This is a genomic window from Arthrobacter sp. CDRTa11, assembly GCF_026427775.1.
GTDB lineage: Bacteria > Actinomycetota > Actinomycetes > Actinomycetales > Micrococcaceae > Arthrobacter.
The window spans coordinates 1,544,973-1,568,703 of the sequence record NZ_CP044532.1; the positions used below are offsets into that span (position 1 = coordinate 1,544,973).

The 23,731-nt window shown below is 64.5% G+C and carries 21 protein-coding genes; 9 read left to right on the forward strand and 12 right to left on the reverse strand.

The features are described from left to right. Window positions 1–10: 10 nt before the first annotated feature. A complete protein-coding gene (sufU, locus tag F8G81_RS07055; protein WP_267278289.1) occupies window positions 11–460 on the forward strand; it encodes a Fe-S cluster assembly sulfur transfer protein SufU in 450 nt (149 codons plus the stop codon). A gap of 100 nt (window positions 461–560) precedes the next feature. On the opposite strand, the gene nhaA is transcribed toward sufU, so the two are convergent. The 4 genes from nhaA to F8G81_RS07075 all read right to left on the reverse strand — a co-directional run bounded on the left by nhaA (window position 561) and on the right by F8G81_RS07075 (window position 4,291). Next, complete coding sequence (gene nhaA / locus F8G81_RS07060; protein ID WP_267278290.1) at window positions 561–1,874, reverse strand: Na+/H+ antiporter NhaA; 1,314 nt, start codon at window positions 1,872–1,874, stop codon at window positions 561–563. Window positions 1,875–1,947: 73 nt separating this feature from the next. Further along, entirely contained in the window at window positions 1,948–2,169 is a 222-nt protein-coding gene (locus tag F8G81_RS07065) for an SCO4848 family membrane protein (RefSeq protein WP_267278291.1), read from the reverse strand. 4 nt (window positions 2,170–2,173) lie between these two features. Continuing rightward, window positions 2,174–2,671 carry a DUF2505 domain-containing protein gene (locus F8G81_RS07070; RefSeq protein ID WP_267278292.1) on the reverse strand — a complete coding sequence of 166 codons (498 nt, stop codon included), beginning with the start codon at window positions 2,669–2,671 and terminating at the stop codon, window positions 2,174–2,176. 66 nt (window positions 2,672–2,737) lie between these two features. After that, a complete protein-coding gene (locus F8G81_RS07075; RefSeq protein WP_267278293.1) occupies window positions 2,738–4,291 on the reverse strand; it encodes an SDR family oxidoreductase in 1,554 nt (517 codons plus the stop codon). A 237-nt stretch (window positions 4,292–4,528) separates the two neighbouring features. Between F8G81_RS07075 and mfd the strand changes: the two genes are divergently transcribed. The 4 genes from mfd (at window position 4,529) to F8G81_RS07095 (ending at window position 10,685) form a co-directional block, all read left to right on the forward strand. Continuing rightward, a complete protein-coding gene (mfd, locus tag F8G81_RS07080; protein ID WP_267278294.1) occupies window positions 4,529–8,224 on the forward strand; it encodes a transcription-repair coupling factor in 3,696 nt (1,231 codons plus the stop codon). A gap of 5 nt (window positions 8,225–8,229) precedes the next feature. Then, window positions 8,230–9,051: a metal-dependent hydrolase gene (locus F8G81_RS07085; protein ID WP_267278295.1), complete on the forward strand. Its 822-nt coding sequence runs from the start codon at window positions 8,230–8,232 to the stop codon at window positions 9,049–9,051. Window positions 9,052–9,255: 204 nt separating this feature from the next. Continuing rightward, window positions 9,256–9,843 (forward strand): hypothetical protein, encoded by a 588-nt coding sequence (locus F8G81_RS07090; protein WP_267278296.1) that lies wholly within the window; start codon window positions 9,256–9,258, stop codon window positions 9,841–9,843. A 455-nt stretch (window positions 9,844–10,298) separates the two neighbouring features. Further along, a complete protein-coding gene (locus tag F8G81_RS07095) occupies window positions 10,299–10,685 on the forward strand; it encodes a hypothetical protein (protein ID WP_267278297.1) in 387 nt (128 codons plus the stop codon). A gap of 92 nt (window positions 10,686–10,777) precedes the next feature. Here F8G81_RS07095 and F8G81_RS07100 read toward each other — a convergent pair whose 3' ends face one another. The 6 genes from F8G81_RS07100 to nirB form a co-directional block, all read right to left on the reverse strand. Continuing rightward, window positions 10,778–11,023 carry a hypothetical protein gene (locus F8G81_RS07100; RefSeq protein WP_267278298.1) on the reverse strand — a complete coding sequence of 82 codons (246 nt, stop codon included), beginning with the start codon at window positions 11,021–11,023 and terminating at the stop codon, window positions 10,778–10,780. Between the two features lie 51 nt (window positions 11,024–11,074). Next, window positions 11,075–11,800, reverse strand: coding sequence for a deoxyribose-phosphate aldolase (gene deoC / locus F8G81_RS07105; RefSeq protein ID WP_416377113.1), 726 nt, complete (start codon window positions 11,798–11,800; stop codon window positions 11,075–11,077). A 116-nt stretch (window positions 11,801–11,916) separates the two neighbouring features. Then, the gene (locus F8G81_RS07110) at window positions 11,917–12,792 is read right to left on the reverse strand and encodes an FAD-dependent oxidoreductase (protein ID WP_267278299.1); all 876 of its coding nucleotides are present in this window, start codon (window positions 12,790–12,792) and stop codon (window positions 11,917–11,919) included. A gap of 222 nt (window positions 12,793–13,014) precedes the next feature. Continuing rightward, window positions 13,015–14,169 carry a uroporphyrinogen-III synthase gene (locus F8G81_RS07115; protein ID WP_267278300.1) on the reverse strand — a complete coding sequence of 385 codons (1,155 nt, stop codon included), beginning with the start codon at window positions 14,167–14,169 and terminating at the stop codon, window positions 13,015–13,017. Window positions 14,170–14,183: 14 nt separating this feature from the next. Next, window positions 14,184–15,218 carry a uroporphyrinogen-III C-methyltransferase gene (cobA, locus tag F8G81_RS07120; protein WP_267278301.1) on the reverse strand — a complete coding sequence of 345 codons (1,035 nt, stop codon included), beginning with the start codon at window positions 15,216–15,218 and terminating at the stop codon, window positions 14,184–14,186. A gap of 2 nt (window positions 15,219–15,220) precedes the next feature. After that, window positions 15,221–17,851: a nitrite reductase large subunit NirB gene (nirB, locus tag F8G81_RS07125; RefSeq protein WP_267278302.1), complete on the reverse strand. Its 2,631-nt coding sequence runs from the start codon at window positions 17,849–17,851 to the stop codon at window positions 15,221–15,223. Window positions 17,852–18,172: 321 nt separating this feature from the next. On the opposite strand from nirB, the gene nirD reads away from it, so the two are divergent. Further along, on the forward strand, window positions 18,173–18,547 hold the full coding sequence (gene nirD / locus F8G81_RS07130) for a nitrite reductase small subunit NirD (protein WP_267278303.1): 375 nt from the start codon (window positions 18,173–18,175) through the stop codon (window positions 18,545–18,547). Between the two features lie 45 nt (window positions 18,548–18,592). Here the strand turns inward: nirD and F8G81_RS07135 are convergent, their stop codons facing one another. After that, the gene (locus F8G81_RS07135; protein ID WP_267278304.1) at window positions 18,593–20,341 is read right to left on the reverse strand and encodes a phospho-sugar mutase; all 1,749 of its coding nucleotides are present in this window, start codon (window positions 20,339–20,341) and stop codon (window positions 18,593–18,595) included. Between the two features lie 160 nt (window positions 20,342–20,501). On the opposite strand from F8G81_RS07135, the gene F8G81_RS07140 reads away from it, so the two are divergent. Further along, entirely contained in the window at window positions 20,502–20,957 is a 456-nt protein-coding gene (locus F8G81_RS07140; RefSeq protein WP_267278305.1) for an RrF2 family transcriptional regulator, read from the forward strand. Between the two features lie 39 nt (window positions 20,958–20,996). Here F8G81_RS07140 and F8G81_RS07145 read toward each other — a convergent pair whose 3' ends face one another. After that, window positions 20,997–21,815: a purine-nucleoside phosphorylase gene (locus F8G81_RS07145; protein WP_267278306.1), complete on the reverse strand. Its 819-nt coding sequence runs from the start codon at window positions 21,813–21,815 to the stop codon at window positions 20,997–20,999. 112 nt (window positions 21,816–21,927) lie between these two features. Between F8G81_RS07145 and F8G81_RS07150 the strand changes: the two genes are divergently transcribed. Together F8G81_RS07150 and F8G81_RS07155 are read left to right on the forward strand one after the other, a co-directional pair. Beyond that, a complete protein-coding gene (locus F8G81_RS07150) occupies window positions 21,928–23,343 on the forward strand; it encodes an NAD(P)H-quinone dehydrogenase (RefSeq protein WP_267278307.1) in 1,416 nt (471 codons plus the stop codon). A gap of 85 nt (window positions 23,344–23,428) precedes the next feature. Further along, the gene (locus tag F8G81_RS07155; protein WP_267278308.1) at window positions 23,429–23,614 is read left to right on the forward strand and encodes a PspC domain-containing protein; all 186 of its coding nucleotides are present in this window, start codon (window positions 23,429–23,431) and stop codon (window positions 23,612–23,614) included. Window positions 23,615–23,731: the final 117 nt, after the last annotated feature.

Below are 23,731 nucleotides of genomic sequence, written 5' to 3' on the forward strand. Positions count from 1 at the left end.
AAGTAAGAACATGAGCCTTGACCAGCTTTATCAGCAGATCATCCTTGACCATGCCAAAGCCCGTCACGGCAGCGGGCTGGCCGAAACAGCGGCCCCGGAAGGCGCCTCGACAGGGCAGTCGCACCAGCTCAATCCCGTGTGCGGTGACGAGGTCACTGTCCGCGTGGCCGTAGATGGGGACAAGGTGGCGCAGGTCTCGTGGGACGGGGCAGGCTGCTCGATTTCCATGGCCTCGGCTTCTGTCCTGAGCGAGATGGCCGAGGGGATGTCAGTCACCGAACTGCACTCTGTGATCCAGAACTTCCGGGAGGTCCTGCGCTCCCGCGGGAAGATCCAGGCGGATCCGGACATCCTGGGCGATGCGGCGGCTTTTGAGGGAGTGTCCCGTTACGCCGCCCGGGTTAAGTGCGCCATGATCTCCTGGGTTGCAGCCGAGGATGCCCTGAACCAGACGGCATAAAAGTCGAACCGGATCGCATAAAAGGCCTGGCTGGTTCTGCGAAACCGGAGTCCGCAGGATCGCAGCGGGGTCAACATCCGGGCCGGGCGGCAATCAAGGGTCAGGACTTGTGCTCGAAGAGGTCCGGCACGCCGTCGCCGTCATTGTCCCTTCGTTCCGCGTCCCTTACGGTGCGGTAATGCCGGTTGCGCAGGCGGAGCAGAACGGTGGCGAGCAGGGCCGCCAGCAGTGAGCCGGACAGAATAGCCACCTTCGCGTGGTCGTTGTGGGCCGATCCTGAACCGAAGCTCAGCTCGGCGATGAGCAGCGAGACGGTGAAACCCACGCCGGCCAGCAGGGCCAGGCCGGCAACGTCCACCCAGGCGAGGTCCTCATCAAGTTTTGCCCGCGTTGTTTTGGTCAGCACGAAGGTTGTCCCGAACACACCGATGGTTTTCCCTGCCACCAGGGCGGCCACAATGCCCAGGGCCACGGGATCCGCCAGCGCAGACTGGAAGCCCTGGAGACCGCCGATTGCCACGCCGGCCGAAAAGAACGCGAAAACCGGCACGGCGAATCCCGCCGACAGCGGGCGTAGCCTGTGCTCCAGGGATTCGGCCATGCCGGCCCCCGTTTCACCGCGTTTCCGCGAAGCCAGCACCGGCACGGCGAAGCCGAGCAGGACGCCTGCAACAGTGGCGTGGATTCCGGAGGCATGCACCAGGGCCCACGTTGCCGCCGCCAGCGGGAGCAGCAGGTACCAGCTGCTGATCCGTTTCTGGACCAGCAGGGTGAACAGGCCCAGCGGTATCAGCGCCGCCAGCAGCAGGAGTGGCTGGAGCCCGGATGAGTAGAAGAACGCGATAATGCCGATGGCGAGCAGGTCATCCACCACGGCCAGCGTCAGCAGGAAGGTCCGGAGTGCGGCCGGGAGGTGGGTGTTGATGACAGCCAGTACCGCCAGGGCAAAGGCGATGTCGGTGGCTGTCGGGATCGCCCACCCCCGTAGGCTGTCCGCTCCCTGGCCGAGGTTGAACAGGACATAGATGATGGCAGGAACGGCCACGCCGCCCACCGCCGCGGCCACGGGAACCACCGCCTTTGAAAAGGTGCGCAGCTCGCCCGCAACAAACTCGCGTTTGAGTTCCAGGCCGGCGATGAAGAAGAAGATGGCCAGCAGGCCGTCAGAGGCCCAGTGGCCCAGCGACAGGCTCAGGTGCCACGGCTCATAGCCCAGCTTCACGTCCCGGAGACCGAAGTACGAATCCGCGGCCGGCGAGTTGGCCCAGATCAGCGCGGCCGCGGTAGCCACGAGGAGCAGCGCCCCACCGACCGTCTCCAGCCGGAGTATCTGCGAGATCCGCAGGTACTCCGGGTAACTGGAACGGCTGAGGACCTTGACAGCAAGGAAGGGGCGGGCAGGGCGGTTGGCCATGAAGGCTCCTGGATATTTAGGGGGTCGACAAATACATTGCCGACCAGACTTCCCGGCGCACCTGTTTTTCAGTCTAGCCGAGCAGCGCCATAAACCCGATCACGGCGGTGGCGGCACCGAGCGCCATCGAAACGCCCACCAATACCAGATGGACCGTCAGGAATTTAGTGGCCTTGCCCTGAGCATCCCGCGCCCGCGGGTCTTTCATCACGCGGCGGAGGAACTGCGGCCAGACCACCAGCGACCAGACACCGGCGATGATCAGGATCCAGGCCGCGAACGCGGGGAGCTCCATGACCTCAGTGGCTTTCGAGCCAGGCCTGCGCCTGCTGCGACTGGATATTCAGGGCCTTGGTCACCATGGGTTCTGCCGCCTCGGCGATCTTGCCGCCCAGGAAAGGCACCGACGAGGTCACGTTGCCCTCCAGCTCAATGCGGGTGCTGCCGTTTTCCGCCACCAGGCGCTGGACGGCCGTGACGTCGAGGGGGGCACCCGAGATCTTGAGCGTGATGTTGCTCTGGCGGGATCCGTCGGCAGAAGGGGCATCCCAGTTCTCCACCTGGGTCACGGTGAGCTTCTCGCCCACAAACTTGCGCGCGATCTCCGGAAGGCGGGTAGTGGGAAGGGTCCGGACGGAGGTGGTGCTGAAAGCCCCGGCAATATCGCCGGCCACTGCGAAGGACTCCAGCGTTCCGCCAACGTATTCACTCGTGTGCCGCTGGAAATCCTCGTTCGCGAAAACAGCGGCTACGCTGTCGACGGCGTGGGGAAGGGTAGTGGTTGCACTCAGTGCCATGGGTCCTCCAGTGGTTCGGGGTCAGAACGCTTTTTGCTCCCCACATCCTACGGGGCACCCTCTGCCTTAGTGGAAACCGCCGTCTTTTCGGGAGTCCGCTTTTTGGGAACGGTCCTGCAGGTCTGCTATCTTCCGGGCCGCGGCGATGATGTTCCTTGACATAGCCGGAAAGATCAGGCTGTGGAACGGAAGTACGCCCAGCCAGTAGAGCCTGCCGCTGAGGCCCTTGGGGAAAAAGATGGCCCGTTGCCTGTACCGGCTGCCCGTGCCGTCCGGCTCGACTGACAGCTCCAGCCAGGCGCGGCCGGGTGCACGCATCTCTGCCCGCAGCCGCAGGAGCGTCCCGCGGTCGATCCGTTCCACCCGCCACCAGTCCACCACTTCGCCCGGCGCCAGGTTCCCTGGGTGCCGGCGGCCCCTCAGCAGCCCGGCACCGCCGGTGAGCTTGTCCAGCCAGCCGCGGACCTGCCAGGCCAAGGGGAGCGAATACCAGCCGTTACGTCCGCCAATACCTTCGATCACCGTCCACACGTGGGACGGAGCGACATCACCGTGGAAGGTGCGCTCATCCACGAACACGGTGTGCCCGGCCCAATCCGGGTCGCTGGGCAACGGATCAGCGTCGGCGCCGGCATTGGCCCAGGTTGTCTCCACCTGTCCGTCGCGTTCCTTCCCCAAGGCAAGGGCGACGGCGGTCCGATAACCGGTGAGGCCGCCGTCTGGCGGGGGGATGTATTGGTCGATATCGTGTTCCGCGGAGACGGCGTCATGCTGCAGGGACTGCACCAGCGGCAGTGCCATGGAGAGCGGGATGGGCGTCACCAGTGCCACCCAGAGTCCGGCCAGCCGTGGGGCGGGCACCGGAAGGGCCAGGATGAGCCGGTGCGGGAGTCCCGCTTCGGCGGCGTACTCATTCATCATTCCCGCGTATGTCAGGACGTCCCGGGAGCCGATGTCGAAGCTGCGGTTGAGAGGCTCCGTCAGGACCGCAGCACGCACCAGGTAGTGCAGCACGTCACGGACCGCAATGGCTTCTATTTTGTTCCGGACCCAGCTGGGCGCCGGCATGACAGGCAGCGTCTCCGACAGGTTCCGGATCATCTCGAAGGAGGCCGAGCCTGAACCGATCACCACTCCGGCCTGGAAAACCACTGCGTCCACGGGACCGGCCAGGAACGTCCGGCCCACCGCCTCACGGGACCGCATGTGGGTGGACAGCCCGGTGTTCCCGGGATGCAGGCCACCCAGGTAGACGATCCGCCGGGCTCCCGCTTCCCCGGCTGTCTGGGCGGCCAGCTCGGCCATGGACTTTTCCTTGGCCTCAAATCCTGAACCTGCCGCCATGGAGTGGACGAGGTAATAGAGGAGGTCAACACCCCGCAGCGCCGCTTTGAGAGCCTGGGCGTCATCCAGGCTGCCACGGACCACCTCCACCCGGTCCCGCCATGGCACTGCCTCGATCTTGTCCGGCGAACGCACCAGGACCCTGACGGTGTGGCCTTCCGCCAGCAGCCTGGGAACCAGCCTGCCCCCGATGTACCCGGTGGCTCCTGTCACGAGGACAGTTTTCGCCGCTGGGTTGGGCTCCGATGTATCCGACGTAGTGGATGACTCCGCCATACTGGCTCCTTGCTGTCGCTGTCCTGATGTCACTGTCCTGATGTCACTGTCCTGGTGACAGTGTTCTGGTCGCTGTGCTGCCGTCACTATGCCATTCGGAGCGGCGGGGCGTCCGGACTGCCACGTCCTGAAAGCCCGCCCCACAGCGCGGTAGGCTTGGATTACCCGGGATTCCCACACGAATTTCGGGTTTTCGTGTTGCCTGCGATCCCCATGAACACCACAGGAGCTTCTGCCATGAGCCTCACCGGCCCGTCCCATCACGGTCCGTCCCTGGATGGACTGCGCCGCGTCCTTGCCGGAGACCCGACGTTCGCCCGCGTCCAGGCCGAGGCAGCCAGGGGTTTTGCCGTCCGCGGGCAGGACTACCAGATCAGCGCGCCAGCGGGGCTCCGCGCCGTGCTCCTTGCGGAGATGGCCGGCGGCCTGTCGGGAAACTCCGCGGATCCTGCGCACGAGGACCACGGAACGCGCGACGGCGGGAAACCGGCAGTCGTGCTGGCGGTCACTGCCACGGGACGCGAGGCAGAAGACTTGGCCGCAGCCCTGCGGGCCTACCTGCCGGCCGATTCGGTGGCCGAATTCCCCAGCTGGGAAACCCTGCCCCATGAGCGTCTCTCACCGCGCTCGGACACCGTGGGACGCCGGCTGTCGGTGCTGCGCAGGCTCGCGCACGCGGAAAGCTCGACGGCGGGCCCGCTGCGGGTGGTGGTGGCTCCCGTCCGCGCCGTGGTCCAGCCGATCGTGGCCGGCCTGGGTGATCTGGTTCCCGTCACCCTCAAGGTGGGCCAGGAGGTTCCGTTCTCGGACGTTGTCAGGAACCTCGCCGACGCAGCCTACGCGCGGGTGGACATGGTGACGCACCGGGGGGAGTTCGCTGTCCGTGGCGGCATCCTGGATGTTTTCCCGCCCACAGAGGACCACCCCATCCGTGTGGAGTTTTTCGGCGACGAGGTGGACCAGATGCGCTGGTTCGCCGTTGCCGACCAGCGCTCCCTGTCGGCACCCGGCGTCCACCATCCCAGTGAGCTGCATGCCCCGCCGTGCCGCGAAATCCTCATCACGCCGTCGGTCATGTCCCGGGCGGCAACACTGAAGGCACAGCTGCCTGCCGCCGCCGACATGCTGGAGAAGATCGCCGGCGGAATCACCGTGGAAGGCATGGAGTCTTTGGCGCCTGTGCTGGTTGACTCGATGGTGCCCTTTGTGGAGCAGCTTCCGGCCGGCTCCATTGCAGTGGTCATCGAACCCGAGAAGGTACGCACCCGCGCACACGACCTTGCCGCGACCAACGAGGAGTTCCTGGAAGCTGCGTGGTCCACGGCCTCTGACGGCGGGACGGCACCGCTGGACCTCAGTTCGCAGGCCTCAGCAGCACTGCACTCCGCCAGCTTCCGGTCCCTGTCCGAAACCCGCGGCTCCGCCCTGGACCACGAGGTGTCCTGGTGGTCCATCACCTCACTAGCCACGGACGAGGAACTCCTCCCGGAGATTGACGTCCTGAACCTTCATGCCCGGGAGCCCCGGGGCTACCAGGGCGACGTCGCCGAAATGATGGATTTCATCGGCTCCCACGTGCGCGACCAGTGGCGGATCGTGGTGGCGACCGAGGGCCCCGGACCGGCACAGCGGCTGGCTGAACTGTTCCACGACGCTGACATCCCCTGCGCCCGCGTGGACACCCTGGAGAAGGAGCCACAGGCGGGCATCATCGAGGTGACCACTGCCGCCGTCGGACGCGGTTTTGTCCTGGACAGCCTCAAACTCGCGCTGCTGACCGAAGCGGACCTCCTCGGCAGGACTTCTGCAGGGTCCACCAAAGACATGCGCCGCATGCCGTCCAAGCGGCGGAATGCCGTGGATCCGCTGCAGCTCATTGCGGGCGACCATGTGGTCCACGAACAGCACGGCATCGGCAGGTTCGTGGAACTCATCCAGCGCAAGGTCGCCGGCGGTGGGGACGGCGTCCGCGAATACCTGGTCCTGGAATATGCGCCGTCCAAGCGGGGGGCGCCGGGGGACAGGCTTTTTGTGCCCACCGATCAGCTGGACCAGGTAACCCGCTATGTGGGCGGTGACACTCCTGTGCTCAGCAAGATGGGAGGCTCTGACTGGGCCAGCACCAAATCCAAGGCACGCAAGGCAGTCAAGGAGATCGCGGGCGAACTGATCCGGCTGTACTCGGCCCGAATGGCGTCCAGGGGACACGCCTTCGGACCGGACACCCCCTGGCAGCGGGAGCTCGAAGAGGCCTTCCCCTACGTCGAAACGCCCGACCAGCTCACCACCATCAATGAGGTCAAAGCGGACATGGAGCGCGAGATCCCCATGGACCGGCTGGTCTCCGGCGATGTGGGCTATGGCAAGACGGAGATCGCCGTCCGGGCGGCGTTCAAGGCCGTGCAGGACGGGAAACAGGTGGCAGTACTGGTTCCCACCACGCTGCTGGCGCAGCAGCACTACGAGACGTTCACCGAGCGCTTCTCCGGCTTCCCGCTCCGGGTCAAAGCGCTGTCCCGTTTCCAGGGGACCAAGGAGACAAAGGAGACAGTTGAGGGCGTGAAGAGCGGTTCCGTGGACGTGGTGATCGGCACGCACCGGCTGCTGTCCAAGGACTTTGCGTTCAAGGATCTTGGCCTGGTGATCGTTGACGAAGAGCAGCGGTTCGGGGTGGAGCACAAGGAAGCGCTCAAGAAGATGCGCACCAACGTGGACGTGCTGGCCATGAGTGCCACGCCCATTCCACGAACCCTGGAAATGTCCCTTACCGGCATCCGGGAGACCTCCACACTGGCGACGCCGCCGGAGGAACGTCACCCTGTTCTTACCTACGTGGGGCCATTCACGGACAAGCAGAGCTCGGCGGCAATCCGCCGCGAACTGATGCGTGAGGGCCAGGTGTTCTTTGTGCACAACAGGGTCTCCACCATCGAACGCACCGCGGCGAAGATCCGTGAGCTGGTGCCGGAGGCCCGTGTTGAAGTGGCCCACGGGCAGATGTCCGAAAGCCGGCTGGAACAAATCATCGTGGACTTCTGGGAAAAGCGCTTTGACGTGCTGGTCTGCACCACCATCATCGAAACCGGCCTGGACATTTCCAATGCCAACACCCTGATTGTGGACGGCGCGGACAAATACGGGCTCTCCCAGCTCCACCAGCTCCGCGGACGCGTGGGCCGCGGCCGGGAGCGGGCCTATGCCTACTTCCTCTACCCCTCCGAGAAGCCGCTGGGCGAGGTGGCCCTGGAACGGCTCAAGGCAGTGGCCACCCACAACGAGCTCGGGGCCGGCATGCAGCTGGCCATGAAGGACCTTGAAATCCGTGGTGCGGGCAACCTGCTGGGCGGGGAGCAGTCCGGCCACATCCAGGGCGTTGGCTTTGACCTGTACATCCGGCTCGTTGGCGAGGCCGTGGCAGACTACCGGGGCGAGGCCGAGGAAAAGGCCGCCGAAATGAAGATCGAGCTGCCTGTAAACGCCCACCTGCCGCACGACTACGTGCCGGGAGAGCGCCTGCGCCTGGAGGCCTACCGCAAGCTGGCTTCCGCGCTCACCCACGAGGCCATCGACGAGGTCCTGGCTGAGCTGGTGGACCGTTACGGCGAGCCTCCTCTGCCGGCCAACAACCTCATCTCGGTGGCCCGTTTCCGGGTGGGCGCCCGCGAAGCAGGCCTCTCCGACGTGGCGCTGCAGGGCAACTTCATTAAGTTCTCCCCGGCCCAGCTCCCGGAGTCCAAGCTGATGCGGCTGACCCGGATGTACCCTGGCGCCCAGTCCAAGCCTGCCTTGGACGCGGTGCTGATCCCGAAGCCGAAGACCGCCAGGATCGGCGGCCGTGACCTGCAGGACGCCGAAATCCTGGAGTGGGCCAACGGAGTCATCAGCAACATCTTCGCCGAGGCACCTGTCTCCGTATCGCCGACGGCGAACTGACCGTGATGGGAGGACACCACGCCGCGTCGGGAGCCGCGGCGTGGGTAGCTGTTGCGTCGACGGGCCCGTACGCCTTCGGCTGGTATCCTCTGGACGCCACGGGCATCCTGATTGGCGGCATGGCTACAGCCGGAACAGCCTTGGTGTGCGACTGGGACCACCGCTCAAGCACTGTGGCGCATTCCCTGCCCCCGTTGTCCAACGTCATAGCGGTGGGCATCGAAAATGCCAGCGGCGGGCACAGGCAAGGGACCCACTCCATCCTGGGGGCTGCGTTTTTTGTGCTGCTGGCTACCATGGCGGGGCAGATCCAGGTGCAGACACAATGGGGACTACTGTCCGTAGGTGCAGGCCTGCTCTGCATGTTCATGATCAACATCGCGGCCAAGGCCCTGAAGCTTTTTCCCAAGTCCGGCTTCATCAGCAACTGGATTTTCGCCCTGACCATGGCGGGGCTGGTCACCTGGTTTGCGCCCGACCAGTGGACCTGGCTCCCGGTATCGATGCTGACCGGTGTGGTGGTGCATATCGTCGGAGACATGATCACCACCGGCGGAGTGCCGCTGCTATGGCCCATCGTGATCAAGCCACCGCGGTTCCTGCGTAAACTCCCGGTGCTCAACGATGTTTGGAAAGCCAACGGAGCATTCTCCCTGCCGCTGCTGGGCCGGGCGGGCTCCCGGCGGGAATGGCTGGTGCTTATCCCTGTCAGTGCGTACGCCATGGTTGGCATGTGCATCGCCGGATGGTCCCTGGCGAAATCACATTTCCCCGCCGCTATGTCATTGGGGACGAGCCTGTTCAGCCGCCTTTTCGGCGCGGTCTGACGCGCCCATTCCCTGTGCATAGCCACTTGCTGCGATGCAATTTCTATTCGGGAAGAGCAGAGAATGTGGTCGTTATCCGCCACTGTCCACGAGTGATTGACGAAAGTGGTTCAACCAAGAGGCCTGATTTGTTCTTCGAATATGACAAGATTCATTTAGAATCAGGGTCTGTTTAGCGAATAGCGATCGATGGGGAGTCCTATTTTGAATATTGCCGAGTTGCTGAAGAGCGCCGTCGTCGCCGTGGAAACTGCCGGAGTACCTGACGACCTTCGCGCCCTCGCTTTTGCCAAGGCCTTAGAGTTGGCCGTCGATCTTGACAGTCATGCGCTCCCCCTGCCAGCCAACTCAGTAAAGTTGACGCCAGTTAGCCCGCCATCTACCGAGGTTAACTCTGGGGGGCCTCTAGATAAGATAGGCCAGCAACTTAAGGTCCCGTCCGAGAAAGTCGATAGGATCTTCGATGAACACGAAGGCCAGCTGACGTTTACAGGTCCCATTGCAAAACTCGGCGAATCCAGGAAAGAAAAAGTCACCAACCTTACGTTACTGCTCCTTGCCGGAATGAAATGGACAGGGCTGGACGGCGGGAATCCTGTTCCTGACTCGATTGTTCGAGCCCATATTGATGAGGCAGGGCTCCTAGACACAAGCAACTACACAAAGACGACCGTGGCATTGAAGCCATTCGTTACGGTCACCGGTGTCGGTAAGAATGCCTTGTACAAGATTAAATATGATGGGGTCGTAGAAGCTGAACGACTCGGTCGATCCCTCATCGGGGACGACTAGCTATCGTGAACCGCTTTGCACTGCAGATCCAGAGTCTTCACAGCCCCAGCGACCGGCTGATAGTTTTGGCCGACTTAGCATCGCGGAGGTCGGAGGATCGAAGGTTTGTCCCTGCAGATCTTAGAGACGCCTTTGCCCAATTGAATGTTCCTGCTCCGGGCAACATAAGCGCGACTCTGGCCGGCTTGGCAAAAAGGAATCTAGTTGTCAGGCATTCAAATTCTCGCTGGGCCGTCACTCCCTTTGGAGAGGCGCATGTGGAGCAACTCGGGCTAGGCAAAGCGGCTACGCCCATGTCCGGCAGTCACGGTGCTGAATTCGCGCATGTCGATCAGACTGTCATTCCCGCGTGGGCAGCACCACCTCGTTGGTCAGCAGGGATCCGACGACTGACGGACCGTCATCCATTCGACAACAATGTGCTGGCTATGACCAGATTCCCTACGGAGGGATCCTTGTCGGACCCTGTGCAACTGGCCATTGAAACGGCCCGTACGGTGCTTCGTGAGTACGGATTGACCTTGCACTTGGCTTCGGACTCCATCGTTGACGATGATCTTTTCGGAAATGTGGGAGCATATATGTGGGCTTGTCGGTACGGACTGGGGTTTATTGAGGATCGTGTCGATCGGGGCTTAAATTACAACGCCCTCATCGAGCTTGGCGGCATGGTAGTCACCGGACGTCGATGTGCAGTGCTGAAGGATCGAACGGCGGCTGGTCTTCCAACGGATTTGTCCGGGCACATTTATTCAACGGTGGACTTCGACGAGCAGACATCTGTTGAAGCTGCTGTTCGAAAATGGGCGCGTGACGATCTCGGTTTCAAAGAGGCAAGTTAGTTGTCCGTCACCTGAACCCTGATTCAGATCAGCTTTTAAGTAACTGAGGCCCTAGAAAAATCCAGGGCCTCAGCTTTGCGTCGTGGCGGCTTCTAGTGCTCGCCGGCGGAGTCTGAGCGGCCCAGGATGGTCTGCGGGATCCAGAAGGCCAGGGCGAAGAGGCCCAGGCAGACTGCCATTGGCCAGGGGTTGTCCAGGGTGAGGAAGGACAGCGAGTAGATGGCGCCCAGGAAAAGCGCAATCATGACGGCAAACAGGGCGATGCTGGTCACCAGGCTGTTCTCGTTCTGGGGCGTCTGGATGGTGTCTTGGCTGGAAGCCGTGGTCTTGCTGGACATTTATTCCTCCTTCGCCCCGGAGGGCTCAAACTGTGGCGGTGCCGGTTGCGGTCAGTACCCAGATGAACCTTGTTCACCCTTGACAATGGCAATGCCGGAGCTGGCACCAATACGTGTTGCACCAGCAGCAATCATAGCCTGAGCGTCGGCCAGCGACCGTACGCCGCCGGAGGCCTTTACGCCAAGGGACGGGCCTACGGTGCGGCGCATCAGGGCCACGTCTTCGGCTGTGGCACCGCCGCCGTTGAACCCGGTGGAGGTTTTGACGAAGTCGGCCCCGGCTTCCACCGCTGCCTCGCAGGCCAGGACCTTCTGGGCATCGTCCAGCAGCGCAGTTTCGATGATGACCTTCAGGATGGCGCCGCTCGCATGGACGGCTTCCGCCACCGCGGCGATGTCCTCCACCAGGGCTCCCTTGTCACCTGCCCGTGCGGCGGCGATGTTGATGACCATGTCCACTTCGTCGGCGCCGTCCAGGACGGCGCCCCGGGCTTCGAAGGTTTTGACGTCGCTGGGAGTGGCGCCCAGGGGGAATCCGACCACGGAGCAGGTCAGGACGCCCGATCCCTTGAGGGCCGTTTTGACTGTCTTGACCCAGATGGGATTCACACAAACCGACTTGAAATGATATTCGGCGGCTTCAGCGCACACTTTCAGGATGTCCGCTTCGCTGGCTTCGGGCTTGAGGAGTGTGTGGTCGATGGAGGAAGCGATGGTGTCCGGCGCGGGAATGCTGCCCACGGGCTGCTGCATGGCTGGGGTTGCTTCGTTGCTCAAGATGTTCCTTCCAAGGGGCCCTGGCGGGCGGCCTTGTGGGCCGCGGGCGCCAGCATTGTCTTATGGCTCGTCAGGTGACCATCTTGCCACGCCCGCGGTAGCCCCAGGGCAACTGGTCAGGCCGCGACCTGCGCCCGCCGCTGTGCCGGCGCGGCCGTCATGAGCCGGGTGGCGCAGGCCCCGGCGGCGGAAGCCGCCGCCACCAGCAGTCCCAGGCGCACGCCGTCGAACGCTGCCGCGTCTCCGATGGCCCAGATGCCCGGGACGGAGGTCCGGAAGTCCTGGTTGATGACGATGCCGCCGTTGGGCGCCGTCCGGAGGCCGGCGGCAGCGGCCAGCCCGTCACGGGAGACCCTTTCCTCCGCCATGACAACCAGGTCGCCGTTCATGCTGCTGCCGTCCTCAAAAACGATGCCGGTGGCAATGAGCCCTGATGCTGAGAGGGTGGATCCCGAATCGTAGGGCACCACGGCTGCCGGGCGGAGGGTGGTCCGGATGGGGCGGACACCGCGCGCCCGGAGCACGGCTTCCGCCTGTCCCGCTGCCGCACCCGTGCCCACCAGGATGCCGAGCGGGCGGCGGCCCAATTCGCGGGTGACTTCCCGGACTGCTTCGCCGATCCTCGCGGCGTCGTCGATGGTGGAGTAGCTGAGGCATCTGCTGGCTCCCTCAACAGGGGACGCCATGGGTGCGGAGCCGGTGGCTATGACCAGCTGGTCGTAGCTGAACTCCATGCCGTCCGCGGTGGTGACGGTGCGGTTGTCGGCGTCGATGAAGCTGGCCGGCTGGCCGAACCGGACCGAAACCTGGGGGAGGGCAGCGAGTTCCAGCAATTCTTCCGGGGCGTCGTCCCGGTTGCTCAGCACGGTGATGCTGCCGCTGAAACGGGCCCGCCCCAGCTGGCTGACAAGGGCCTGGGCTGCCGGTCCGGCGCCGGCAATGACGATATGGGGTGCGCTGGAGACGGAGTTAAACGATGCCGGAGCAGACATGTCCTGGCCCTTTCGCTGGCGGCCATGGTTGTGTTCACGGCCTGGACGTTCTTGATGAACCCCAGCGTAGGCGGCGGCCTTTTCCGGCGTGTTTCCCGGTGGTTGCCGAAAAAATGCGCGCGGTTCGCCAACGTTTACTGGCCGGTAACAGAACCCGTGACCTGCATCTCATTCAGCGCCGGAATGACATGCAAGGCCGGTGGTGCCGTCGAAACAGCGGACCTAGACGCGGATCCGGTAACCCCGCTTGACCACGGTCTCCACGAGGCGGCCGTCCGGCAGTGAGGACCGGAGGCGGCTGACAGTCATGTCCAGCGCATGGACCGAGCCCCTCAGCTCCAGCAGGTCAGAGAGCGACTCGCGGGAGAGCACGGCGCCGCCGGCTCCCAGGAGGGCGCGCAGCAACAGCAGCGGGGCAGGCGCGAGTTCCACCTGTTGTCCGTCAATCCGCAGGCTTCGTCCGCGCAGTTCGATGTTGCCGGACCTGGTGTCCAGGCGCCGGACATGGTTGAGGGCCAGGTGCTCACCGACCAGCCGGATCAGGGCACCCATCCTGAACCGCTCGGGAATCAGCGGTGTGACGCCGGCGTCGAGCAGCGGCTGGGCCGTGACAGGGCCCACTACTGCCGTGGTGACGTTTGTCTTCAGGCTCTCGATCAGCTGTTTGTAGACGCCCATCTCATGGGCTGTGCTCCACATGGCGTCCACGGCGGGGGCGGAGGTGAACGTCAGGACGTCAAGGTTCCCGCTGCACGCCGCTTCGATGAGCCGGGGAAGCCGGTCCTCACCCTCTGGCTTGACCCAGCGGTAGGGTGTCACCGTCAGTACTGTGGCGCCGGACATCCGGAGGCGCTCCAGTTGCCGGACATCGGTATAGCCGTGCAGCTGCACGGCTACTGTCTTGCCGCGCACGCCTTCCGCGAGCAGCATGTCCACCAGGGTGGAGGTGGTTTCGTCACTGCTGATTCCGACGTCGGCAAGGCCGGCAGCGCGGACGGCACCGCGGGCCTTGGGCCCGCGCACAAACATCCGGCAGGCGCCGAGGGTTTCCAGCAGCTCCTCACCGATGCCAAAGGAATCAGCGGCCTCGCACCAGCGGCGCATCCCATAGGCGGTGGTGGCGATGCAGAGGTCGGGGCGGGCCGCGATGATGGCACGGGTGTCCTCGATGAGGCGGACGTCTTCCTGCACCGGGGCGATCTTCAATGCCGGGGCATGCAGGACCTCGGCACCGCGGCGTTCGAGGGCCTCAATGAGGTCGCGTGAACGGCGGTGCGAGGTGACTCCGATGCGGAAGCCTTCCAGCGGGGAGTCTGTAGGCTCCTGCCCGGGCGCCTCGGAAAGCTGCGGGGCTTCGGCCGGTGCAAGTGCATTCATGGGGTTCAATCCTTTCACGAACCCAGCAGCGAGGCCGCCAGCCTGTCCAGGTCGGCGGCGGCCTCAGCATGCCCACGGTTGGCTTCTGCCACGCGAACCACCTCGCCAATGACCAGGACGGCCGGGTTGGTGCAGCCGGAGGCAGCTCCCACAATGGTGCCCAGGTCCGCGATGGTGGTGCGCTGTCCGGGCCGGTACCCGCGTTCCACCACTGCCATGGGCATGTCGGCACGCATGCCGGCTCGGCGTAGGCCTGCCGCCAGATGGTGCAGGGTGCCGATGCCCATCAGGACCACAATCGTGCCGCCCAGCCCTGACAGGTGGGTGAGCTCCTTTTCCGAAAGCGGGGCGTGGCCGGAGACCACGGTAAACATGTGGCTGACTTCGCGGTGGGTTACCGGAATCCCTGCCGCTGCCGGAACGGAGATGGCGCTGGTGACGCCGGAGATCACCCGGACGGGTACTCCCGCCGCCACGCAGGAAGCCACTTCCTCGCCGCCGCGGCCGAAGACGTAGGGGTCCCCGCCCTTGAGCCGGACCACGTTGTTTCCGGCCAGTGCGCTCTCCACCATCAGCTTCTCGATGTCTGCCTGGCTGACCTTGTGGTGGCCGGGCTTCTTGCCCACATCCACCAGTTCAGCTGACGTTAGGGAGGGCAGTTCCTGGTAGGGGGCCAGCCGGTCGTAGAACACGACGTCGGCATCCCGCAGCGCCTTGACGGCGGCGACTGTCAGTAACTCTGTGGTGCCCGGGCCCCCACCCACGAGGGTGACGTGGCCGGTCTGACCGGCAGCAGGCTCGCTGGAAACGGGAATGCCGGTTTCACGGCACCGCTCCAGGAGGGCTTCCCAGCCCGCCTGGCCATCGTTGACTGCTGCCACCAGGAACGGACGTTCGGGCAGCGGGCCGTCATGCCCGGCCCCCTGCGGGGTGCTGAGGCGGTACACGACGGCGCCGGCGGCTTCATAGCGGCGGACCGCCTGGCGCGCCGCGTGGTCCGAGCCTGTGACCAGGACTTCGCGGCCTGTGAGATCAATGCTGAGCTGCATGCCTATACCTCGTTCTCATCGCGGGGCCTCAGGGGGATGGAGGCCCCGATGAGGACCTTCCCTTTTTCTTCCGCAGTGGCGGGCCGGAACTGGCCGCGCTCGTCGGGGACAAACGTGATGGAGTCATCCTTCTGGTCCGGCGCGTTGACGAAGGAACGGAACCGGCGCAGGCGCTCTGGGTCCTTCAGCGTGTCAGCCCACTCATCCACATAGGTATCGACATGCTTGGCCATGGCCGCCTCAAGCTCTTCGGCGATGCCCAGCGTGTCATGCACCACCACGTCCTCAACGTGCTTGATGCCGCCGTCGAGCTCCTCCTGCCAGCGTGCGGTGCGCTGCAGGCGGTCGGCGGTGCGGATGTAGTACATGAAGTAGCGGTCGATGTACTTGAGCAAGGTTTCGTCGTCGAGGTCCTTGGCGAGCAGCTGGGCGTGCGCCGGGGTAGCGCCGCCGTTTCCGCCGACGTAAAGGTTCCAGCCGTCGGCGGTGGCGATCACCCCAACGTCCTTGCCGCGGGCCTCGGCGCATTCGCGGGCACAGCCTGAAACACCCATCTTGAGCTTGTGCGGGCTGCGGAGGCCGCGGTAGCGCAGTTCCAGCTGGATGGCCATGGCCACCGAGTCCTGCACACCGAAGCGGCACCACGTGGAACCGACACAGGACTTCACCGTGCGAAGGCTCTTGCCGTAGGCCTGGCCGGATTCGAAGCCGGCGTCCACCAGTTCCTTCCAGATTTCCGGAAGCTGCTCCAGCCGGGCGCCGAACATGTCGATGCGCTGGCCGCCGGTGATCTTGGTGTACAGGTTGTATTTCTCGGCCACGGCGGCGATGACGCCGAGCTTCTTCGGGGTGATCTCGCCACCGGCGATGCGGGGGACCACCGAGTAGGTGCCGTCCTTCTGCATGTTCGCCAGGGCGCGGTCGTTGGTGTCCTGCAGGGCGCCGCGGCCGGCGTCCAGGACGTAGGCGTTGTGCTGGCTGGCCAGGATGGAGGCAATGGTGGGCTTGCAGATGTCGCAGCCGGCGCCGGTGCCGTACTTGGCCATGATCTCTTCGAAGGAGGTGAGCTCCAGGACGCGGATGGCGTCGAAGAGTTCCTGGCGGGAGAGCTCGATGTGCTCGCAGAGGGCTTTGGAGACCTCGACGCCGGACTTCGTCAGTTCGCCTTCGAGCAGCTTCTTCAGCATGGGGACGCAGGAACCGCAGCTGGTCCCGGCGCGGGTGCAGCCCTTGAGCTCGCCGAGTTCCTGGACGGGGGCGTTGCCCTCGCAGGCGCCGCAGCCGTTGACGGTGTCGCGGATAGTTCCGGCAGTTACGTTGTTGCAGGAACAGAGGATGGCGTCGTCCGGCAGTTCGGTATCGGGTGCATCGCCGCCGCCTGCCGCGGTGAGGTAAGCGCCGGGCTCGGCGGAGAGTTCGCGGCCGAGGAGCGGGCGCAGGCTTGTGTAGGGGGTCGCGTCGCCCACGAAGATGCCGCCCAGCAGGGTCTTGGCATCATCGGTGGTGACGATCTTCTGGTAGACGCCGCGGGCGGGGTCAGCGTAGACGATCTCAAGTGAGTGTTCAGTCTTGGCGAAGCCGTCGCCGAAGCTGGCAACATCCACACCTGACAGCTTGAGCTTGGTGGCGGTGTCAAAGCCCGGGAAGGTAGCCTCGCCGCCGTGCAGGCGGTCGGCGACAATCTCCGCCATGGTGTTCGCGGGAGCAACCAGCCCCAGGCACATGCCGCCGAAGTTCGCCACCTCGCCGATGGCGAAGATGTCAGGTACTTCCGTGGCGCAGTAGTCGTTGATGACCACGCCGCCGCGCTGGCCCAGGCTGAACACCTGATCTTCACCTTCGGCCGCGCGGAAGAGCTCGTCCCGCGGGCGGACGCCGATGGCGACGATCACCATGTCGGCGTCGATAATACGGCCGTCAGCCATGAGGACACCGGTAACCTGGCCCTCGTCGTCGGACAATACTTCCGAAGGGAAGACGCCGCCGTGGACTTCGAAGCCCTTGGCCTTGATGAGCCGGCCCATTGCCTGGCCCGCGCCTTCGTCAAGCTGCGTGGCCATCAGCCACTGTGAACCGTCGATGACGATCGGGTTGGCGCCCAGCTGCTCCGTACCGGCGGCGGACTCGAGCCCGAGAAGGCCTCCGCCGATGGTGACGGCGTTGACCTTGCGGCCAAGCTTTTCCGTGAGTTCGGCAATGGCCTTGTTGATGGCCCACACGTCTTCGAGCGTGCGGTACACGTGGGTGTGCTCAGCGCCGGGGATGGGCAGGCGTGCCGCATTCGAACCCGTTGCAACCACAAGGGAGTCGTAGGCGTACGTGTTGCCGGCGGCAGTCTCGACGGTCTTGGCTTCGTGGTTGACCTTAACCACGCGTTCGCCGGTGCGCAGATCCATGGCTTCGTGGTCCCACATGGACGCATCGCCCAAGGTGAGATCGTAGTCCGTCTGGGTCAAGGCCTTGCTCAGGGCCACCCGGTCGTAGGGGAGGTGTGCTTCCTCAGTGAGGACCGTGACATGCCAGCCATCGAGGCCACGGGCGTGCATGGCGTCTGCAAAGCGGTGGGCTGCAGGGCCGCCGCCGGCGACGACAATGCGGCGCGGGTTCTCTGTGCTGTAAGTCTGTTCGGTCACTGTGGGCCTTTCGCATGGGCCGCAGACGGTTCTCTGCGACCTTTCTCTGACGAGGTGTCCATCCAGACTAGGCAGGCGCAGTTTCGCTTCAGTTTCCCAATTGTTTCGTGAACTTAACTTCTGCATCACGAACGCATTTCCGGGCGGGTGAGGTCTCTTTTACGCGCCGGACACATTCACTGCACCCCTTTGAAACACCCGCGGCCTAGCTTGGTAATACGGCCGCATCAGGTGGCCAGTGAAGCACAGGCCCTGGATTCAAGGGGCAAAAAGCACAGGCGTTGAGCCATTAGGCGCTGAAGCACAGGGAGAGGAGCCGACATGACGGCAACACTGGAAATTGGGGCGGTCGTAACCGATGCAGCCGGAACCATCACCGGCTGGCACCGTGTCTGCCCGGTGGATGAGCTGGAGCTCGCCTGGGGCGAGGCTGCGCTCATCTCCGGCCGTCAGGTGGCCATCTTCCGCACGGCCCCCGGTGAGGTATTCGCGGTGGCCCACGAGGATCCGGCGACCGGAGCCCACGTGATGGCCCGCGGAATCATCGGGTCCCGGGGCACCCGTCCCACCATCGCCTCGCCGCTGCACAAAGAGGTTTACGACCTCGAAACCGGAGAATGCTTCGGAACGGCGGAACTTCGGCTGGAGACTTTCAATACCCGCATCTCCGACGGCTTCGTCGAGGTTGAGCTCTAGCCCCAACCACCTGCACCAAGCCCCATTGGGCTGAAGCCCTGGGCCCTAGAGGCCCAGGGCTTCGCGCACGTCCCCCAGCACCTGGTCAAGGGCAGTGCGGGCTGCCTGCCTGGCGTGCGGCAGCTCCGCCGCCGATTCCACCGGGTGGATCACTTCCAGGTAGCACTTGAGCTTGGGTTCGGTGCCACTGGGCCGAATGATCACCCGGGTGAGGTCACGCGTCAGATAAAGCAGCCCGTCCGTGGGCGGCAGGCTCCCGCTGCCCTCGGCCAGATCCACGAACGTCTCCACCGCGGACGAGCCGAACGATTCAGGCGGGCTGACCCGGAGCCGGTTCATCATGGCATCCAGCAACCCCAGATTGGCTACCCGGATACTCAGCTGGTCGCTGGCGTGCAGGCCATGGCGCAGATACAGCTCGTCCAGGGTGTCGAAGACCGTTTTCCCGTCCGCCTTGGCAGTGGCCGCGAGCTCGGCAATAAGGACAGCGGCGGAGATGCCGTCCTTATCCCGGACCAGATCGGGTGCAACGCAGTAGCCAAGGGCTTCTTCATACCCGTAGAGAAGCCCGGGCACGCGGGAAATCCATTTGAAGCCCGTGAGTGTTTCCTCGTGTCGGTAACCTGCCGCGGCGGCGATGCGCGAGAGCAGCCGTGAGGAAACGATGGAATTCGCAAACACACGGTGCGCGGTGCCGGCCTCTTCGCCGTCCGCGGCGGCCAGCCGGGCAACGATGTGGGCCCCCAGCAGTGCGCCCACTTCGTCGCCCCGGAGCATCCGCCACAGGCCGGTGTCAGGGTCCTTGGCCGCCGCTGCCGCCCGGTCTGCATCGGGATCGTTGGCGAGGACAATATCAGCGCCCACCGCGGCGGCCGTTTTCAGGGCCAGGTCAAGCGCGCCCGGCTCCTCCGGGTTGGGAAAGCTCACCGTGGGAAAATCGGGATCCGGTTCGGCCTGTTCAGCCACCAGGGTGACATCGGCAAACCCGGCAGCGTTCAGTACCGACACTGCAGTCTCCCCGCCAACCCCGTGCATGGGCGTGAGAACGATCCGCACATCACGGGCCGGGAAATGGGCGGGAGCGGCGAGTGCCGCCGTCGCACGCTTGTAGTCCGCCACGATGGACGGATCCAAAATAGTCCACCCCCGCTCCGCGAGGTCGATGGTGTCCAACGGACCCACAGCTTCGATGGTGGCCGCGATCCGGGCATCATGCGGTGCCACGATCTGGGCCCCGCGGCCGCTTTCCTCCACTGCATGGCGGCCCAGATAGACCTTGTAGCCATTGTCCTGCGGAGGGTTATGGCTGGCCGTGACCATGACACCGCCGTCGCAGTCCAGTGCCCGGACGGCAAAAGCCAGCAGGGGAGTGGGCAGCGCGGCAGGCATCAGGAAGGTTTCGATCCCGGCGGCGGTAAAAATCGCCGCGGTTTCCTCGGCGAAGATGTCCGAGTTGTAACGGGCGTCATAGCCGACGACGGCGCGGGGCGCGGTTCCGGGGGCTGCCTCGCCCACTGCTTCCAGCAGGAACGCCGCCAGGCCGGCAGCGGCGCGGCGCACCACCACCCTGTTCATCCGGTTGGGGCCGGGACCCAGCGCGGCGCGGAGGCCAGCGGTGCCAAACTGCAGGGTGCCATCAAAACTGTCGGCCAGTTCCTGGCGGGCCACCGGGACACCGTCCTCGAAGAGACGGATCAGCTCGGTGAGGGCGGCGGACGTTGCGGAATCCGGATCTTGTGCTGCCCATTCACGGGCCTGGCTGAGGAGGCGGGAATCGGCATCGGAGGGGATCATGGGTCAACGCTACCGTTATTGTGCCGAGGCAACTTCCCGAAGTCTCCCACCTGCCCTGGAAAGCAGCTGAAATCCTTGACAGGATTTTTTCTGGACAAGTAATGTCGCGAATATGAAGATGGGCCAGGGAGTGGAATGGGCATTGCACAGCTGTGTGAACATGTCCTGGACACCCGTGGGCGAGGCCGTCAGCAGCGCCCGCCTTGCCGAGTTTTACAAACTTCCGGCCGCATACCTTAACAAGCAACTCCAGGCCCTGGTGCGTGCTGAGATCCTGACATCCGTTTCCGGGCCGCGCGGCGGCTTCCAGCTTGCACGCCGCCCGGAGCAGATTTCGGTCCTGGACGTGGTCCTGGCCATCGAGGGAAACGACCATGTCTTTCGGTGCGAGGGCATCCTCAAAGATGCGCCCGGCGGCGCCCCGGACGCCGATTACGCGCGCACCTGCCTTATTTCCCAGACCATGCGCCACGCCGAAGTCACCTGGCGGACGGAACTTTCGAGGCAGTCCATTGCCGGAATCGCAGAGTCCATCGAGCGCCGTTTTCCCGATGCCAGGGAGGAAACTGCCCGCCAACTGATGGGCATCCGGGGCGAGCGCGAGCATACTGCCTGACAGCTTCCCGCCACCGGCGCAGCAATCTCCGGCCGGGCGTCAGAGCCTGGCGATGATCTCCGCCAGAAGCTTGGAGATGCGCGGTCCCGCAGCGTGTCCGGACTCGATGACCTCCTGGTGGCTGAGCGGCGCGGGGCTGATGCCGGCGGCCAGGTTGGTCACCAGCGAAATCCCGAACACCTCCATGCCTGAGTGCCGGCCGGCGATCGCTTCCAGGGCGGTGGACATGCCCACAAGGTCAGCGCCGATGCGCTTGGCGTACTGGACCTCGGCCGGCGTTTCGTAGTGCGGCCCGGTGAACTGCGCGTACACGCCCTCATTAAGGGACGAATCCACCTCGCGGGCCAGTGTCCGGAGGCGCGCGGAGTAGAGATCTGTCAGGTCAACGAACGTGGCGCCTTCAAGTGGCGACGCCGCGGTGAGGTTGATGTGATCTTTGATGAGCACGGGAGTGCCAGGAGACCAGCTTTCGTTCAGGCCTCCGCACCCGTTGGTGAGGACAAGCGTTGTACAGCCCGCAGCAGCGGCGGTCCTGACGCCGTGGACCACTGAGCGGACGCCCTTCCCCTCGTAGTAGTGGGTCCGTGCACCCAGAACCAGCGCCCGCTTGCCTTCCTTCGTAAGGATCGAGCGGATGGTGCCCACATGGCCCTCCACTGCGGGCGCGTGGAAGCCGGGAACCTCGTCCGCCGAGAGCGTTGCGGTGGTGGTGCCGATCAGCTCTGCCGCTTCACCCCAGCCTGACCCCAGTACCAGGGCGACGTCGTGGCTGTCCACGCCGGTTTCCTCGGCGATGTAGGCGGCGGCCGCGCTGGCGGCGGCAAAGGGGTCAGTGTTCAGGAAGTCTGTATTACTCACTGGTACAAGTTATCGTGTCGCCGCAGCTGTGCCCAGCATAGGGATCGCCGCCGCCAGCCCTGGCCACCCTTTTATTGGTGGTGCAGGGCCGCATAAGCGAGAATGGTTGTTTGTGACTACCCATCCTGATTTCAGCTCACCCCGGCTCGCAATCCTCGGAGGTGGACCGGGCGGCTACGAGGCAGCCATGGTGGCTGCCTCACTCGGAGCGCAGGTCACCATCATCGAACGCGCCGGGCTGGGCGGTTCGGCGGTGCTTACCGACGTCGTTCCTTCCAAGACACTGATCGCCACCGCGGACCTGATGACCCGGGTCGGGGAGGCGGGCGAGCTGGGAGTGAAGTTCGACGTCGACGGCGGAGACTTTGTGCCGGTGATGCGGGCTGACCTCAAGCACATCAATGACAGGCTCCTCAACCTGGCACGCCAACAGTCGCGGGACATCACCGCCGGCCTGGAACATCAGAACGTCCGCATCCTGATCGGGTCCGGCAGGCTCGTTGACAGCCACACCATCGAGGTCCTCACCGCCGACGGCACCGAGACGGTCGAAGCGGACACCATCCTGCTGACCATGGGTGCACACCCGCGTGAACTGCCCACCGCCCGGCCCGATGGAGAACGCATCCTGAACTGGGCCCAGATCTACAACCTCGACGAGCTTCCGGAGGAACTTATTGTGGTGGGGTCCGGCGTTACCGGTGCCGAATTCGCCTCTGCCTACAACGGCCTGGGTTCCAGGGTCACCCTGATCTCCAGCCGTGACAGGGTGCTGCCGGGTTCGGACATGGATGCCGCAGAGGTTTTGGAGGAGGTCTTCGAGCGCCGCGGCGTCAGGGTCCTTTCCCGCTCCCGCGCCGAGACGGTGGAGCGCACCGCCGACGGCGTGGTGGTCACCCTCAGCGACGGCGCCAAGGTCACCGGCAGCCACTGCCTGGTCTGCGTCGGGTCCATTCCGAACACGGCCGGCATTGGCCTTGAAGAAGCAGGCGTTGCCCTCACCGAGAGCGGCCACATCAAGGTGGACGGCGTGTCCCGCACCACCGCGCCCAACATCTACGCCGCCGGTGACTGCACGGGCGTCCTTCCGCTGGCTTCCGTGGCGGCAATGCAGGGCCGGATCGCCATCGCGCACTACCTCGGCGACAGCGTGACGCCCATCAAGCTGCACCAGGTGGCGTCCAACATCTTCACGTCGCCGGAGATCGCCTCGGTTGGTGTCTCCGAGGACGAGATCCAGTCGGGCAAGTACCAGGGCGACATCATCAAGCTGTCGCTCAAGAGCAATGCCCGCGCCAAGATGCGCAACCACCGGGATGGTTTTGTGAAGATCTTCGCCCGGAAGGGATCGGGAACCGTGATTGGCGGCGTTGTGGTGGGCCCGAACGCCTCGGAGCTGATCTTCGCGATTTCGATCGCCGTGAAGCAGAAACTGCACGTAGACGATCTCGCCAGCACGTTCACCGTCTATCCGTCGCTCAGCGGCTCCATCTCGGAAGCGGCACGCCGTCTCCACGTCCGCATGTAACGCTCCCTGCGGGGCAGTGGGAAAAAGGGCTCGCCGGCGGCTGGGATCGCTGGTGGCAGGCCGCTGATCGGGGTAGCGTGGCGGCATGACTACAGCTCTTGTGCGTCCGCGCAGTGGAAAAATCATCGGTGGCGTGTGTGCAGCGCTTGCAGCGCGGTTCGGGCTGCCAAAGTTCCTTGTCAGGCTGGGCTTTGTGATCTTTGGCCTGGTGGGCATAGGTGAGCTGGTCTACATCGCCCTGTGGATCATGATCCCCAAGGCCCCGGCATAGCGGGCCTCAAACTGGGTAGCAGTAAGTGTCGTTATGAGGGCTCATAACGACACTTACTGCTACCCAGTTGGGTAGGAAACGCGCACCTGAGGCCTACCCATGGTCACCCTACCCATG

Coding starts and splice junctions, on each gene's coding strand:
- sufU (WP_267278289.1), top strand. CDS start 11: ATGAGCCTTGACCAGCTTTATCAGCAGATCATCCTTGACCATGCCAAA.
- nhaA (WP_267278290.1), bottom strand. CDS start 1,874: ATGGCCAACCGCCCTGCCCGCCCCTTCCTTGCTGTCAAGGTCCTCAGC.
- F8G81_RS07065 (WP_267278291.1), bottom strand. CDS start 2,169: ATGGAGCTCCCCGCGTTCGCGGCCTGGATCCTGATCATCGCCGGTGTC.
- F8G81_RS07070 (WP_267278292.1), bottom strand. CDS start 2,671: ATGGCACTGAGTGCAACCACTACCCTTCCCCACGCCGTCGACAGCGTA.
- F8G81_RS07075 (WP_267278293.1), bottom strand. CDS start 4,291: ATGGCGGAGTCATCCACTACGTCGGATACATCGGAGCCCAACCCAGCG.
- mfd (WP_267278294.1), top strand. CDS start 4,529: ATGAGCCTCACCGGCCCGTCCCATCACGGTCCGTCCCTGGATGGACTG.
- F8G81_RS07085 (WP_267278295.1), top strand. CDS start 8,230: ATGGGAGGACACCACGCCGCGTCGGGAGCCGCGGCGTGGGTAGCTGTT.
- F8G81_RS07100 (WP_267278298.1), bottom strand. CDS start 11,023: ATGTCCAGCAAGACCACGGCTTCCAGCCAAGACACCATCCAGACGCCC.
- F8G81_RS07110 (WP_267278299.1), bottom strand. CDS start 12,792: ATGTCTGCTCCGGCATCGTTTAACTCCGTCTCCAGCGCACCCCATATC.
- F8G81_RS07115 (WP_267278300.1), bottom strand. CDS start 14,169: ATGAATGCACTTGCACCGGCCGAAGCCCCGCAGCTTTCCGAGGCGCCC.
- cobA (WP_267278301.1), bottom strand. CDS start 15,218: ATGCAGCTCAGCATTGATCTCACAGGCCGCGAAGTCCTGGTCACAGGC.
- nirD (WP_267278303.1), top strand. CDS start 18,173: ATGACGGCAACACTGGAAATTGGGGCGGTCGTAACCGATGCAGCCGGA.
- F8G81_RS07135 (WP_267278304.1), bottom strand. CDS start 20,341: ATGATCCCCTCCGATGCCGATTCCCGCCTCCTCAGCCAGGCCCGTGAA.
- F8G81_RS07140 (WP_267278305.1), top strand. CDS start 20,502: ATGTCCTGGACACCCGTGGGCGAGGCCGTCAGCAGCGCCCGCCTTGCC.
- F8G81_RS07155 (WP_267278308.1), top strand. CDS start 23,429: ATGACTACAGCTCTTGTGCGTCCGCGCAGTGGAAAAATCATCGGTGGC.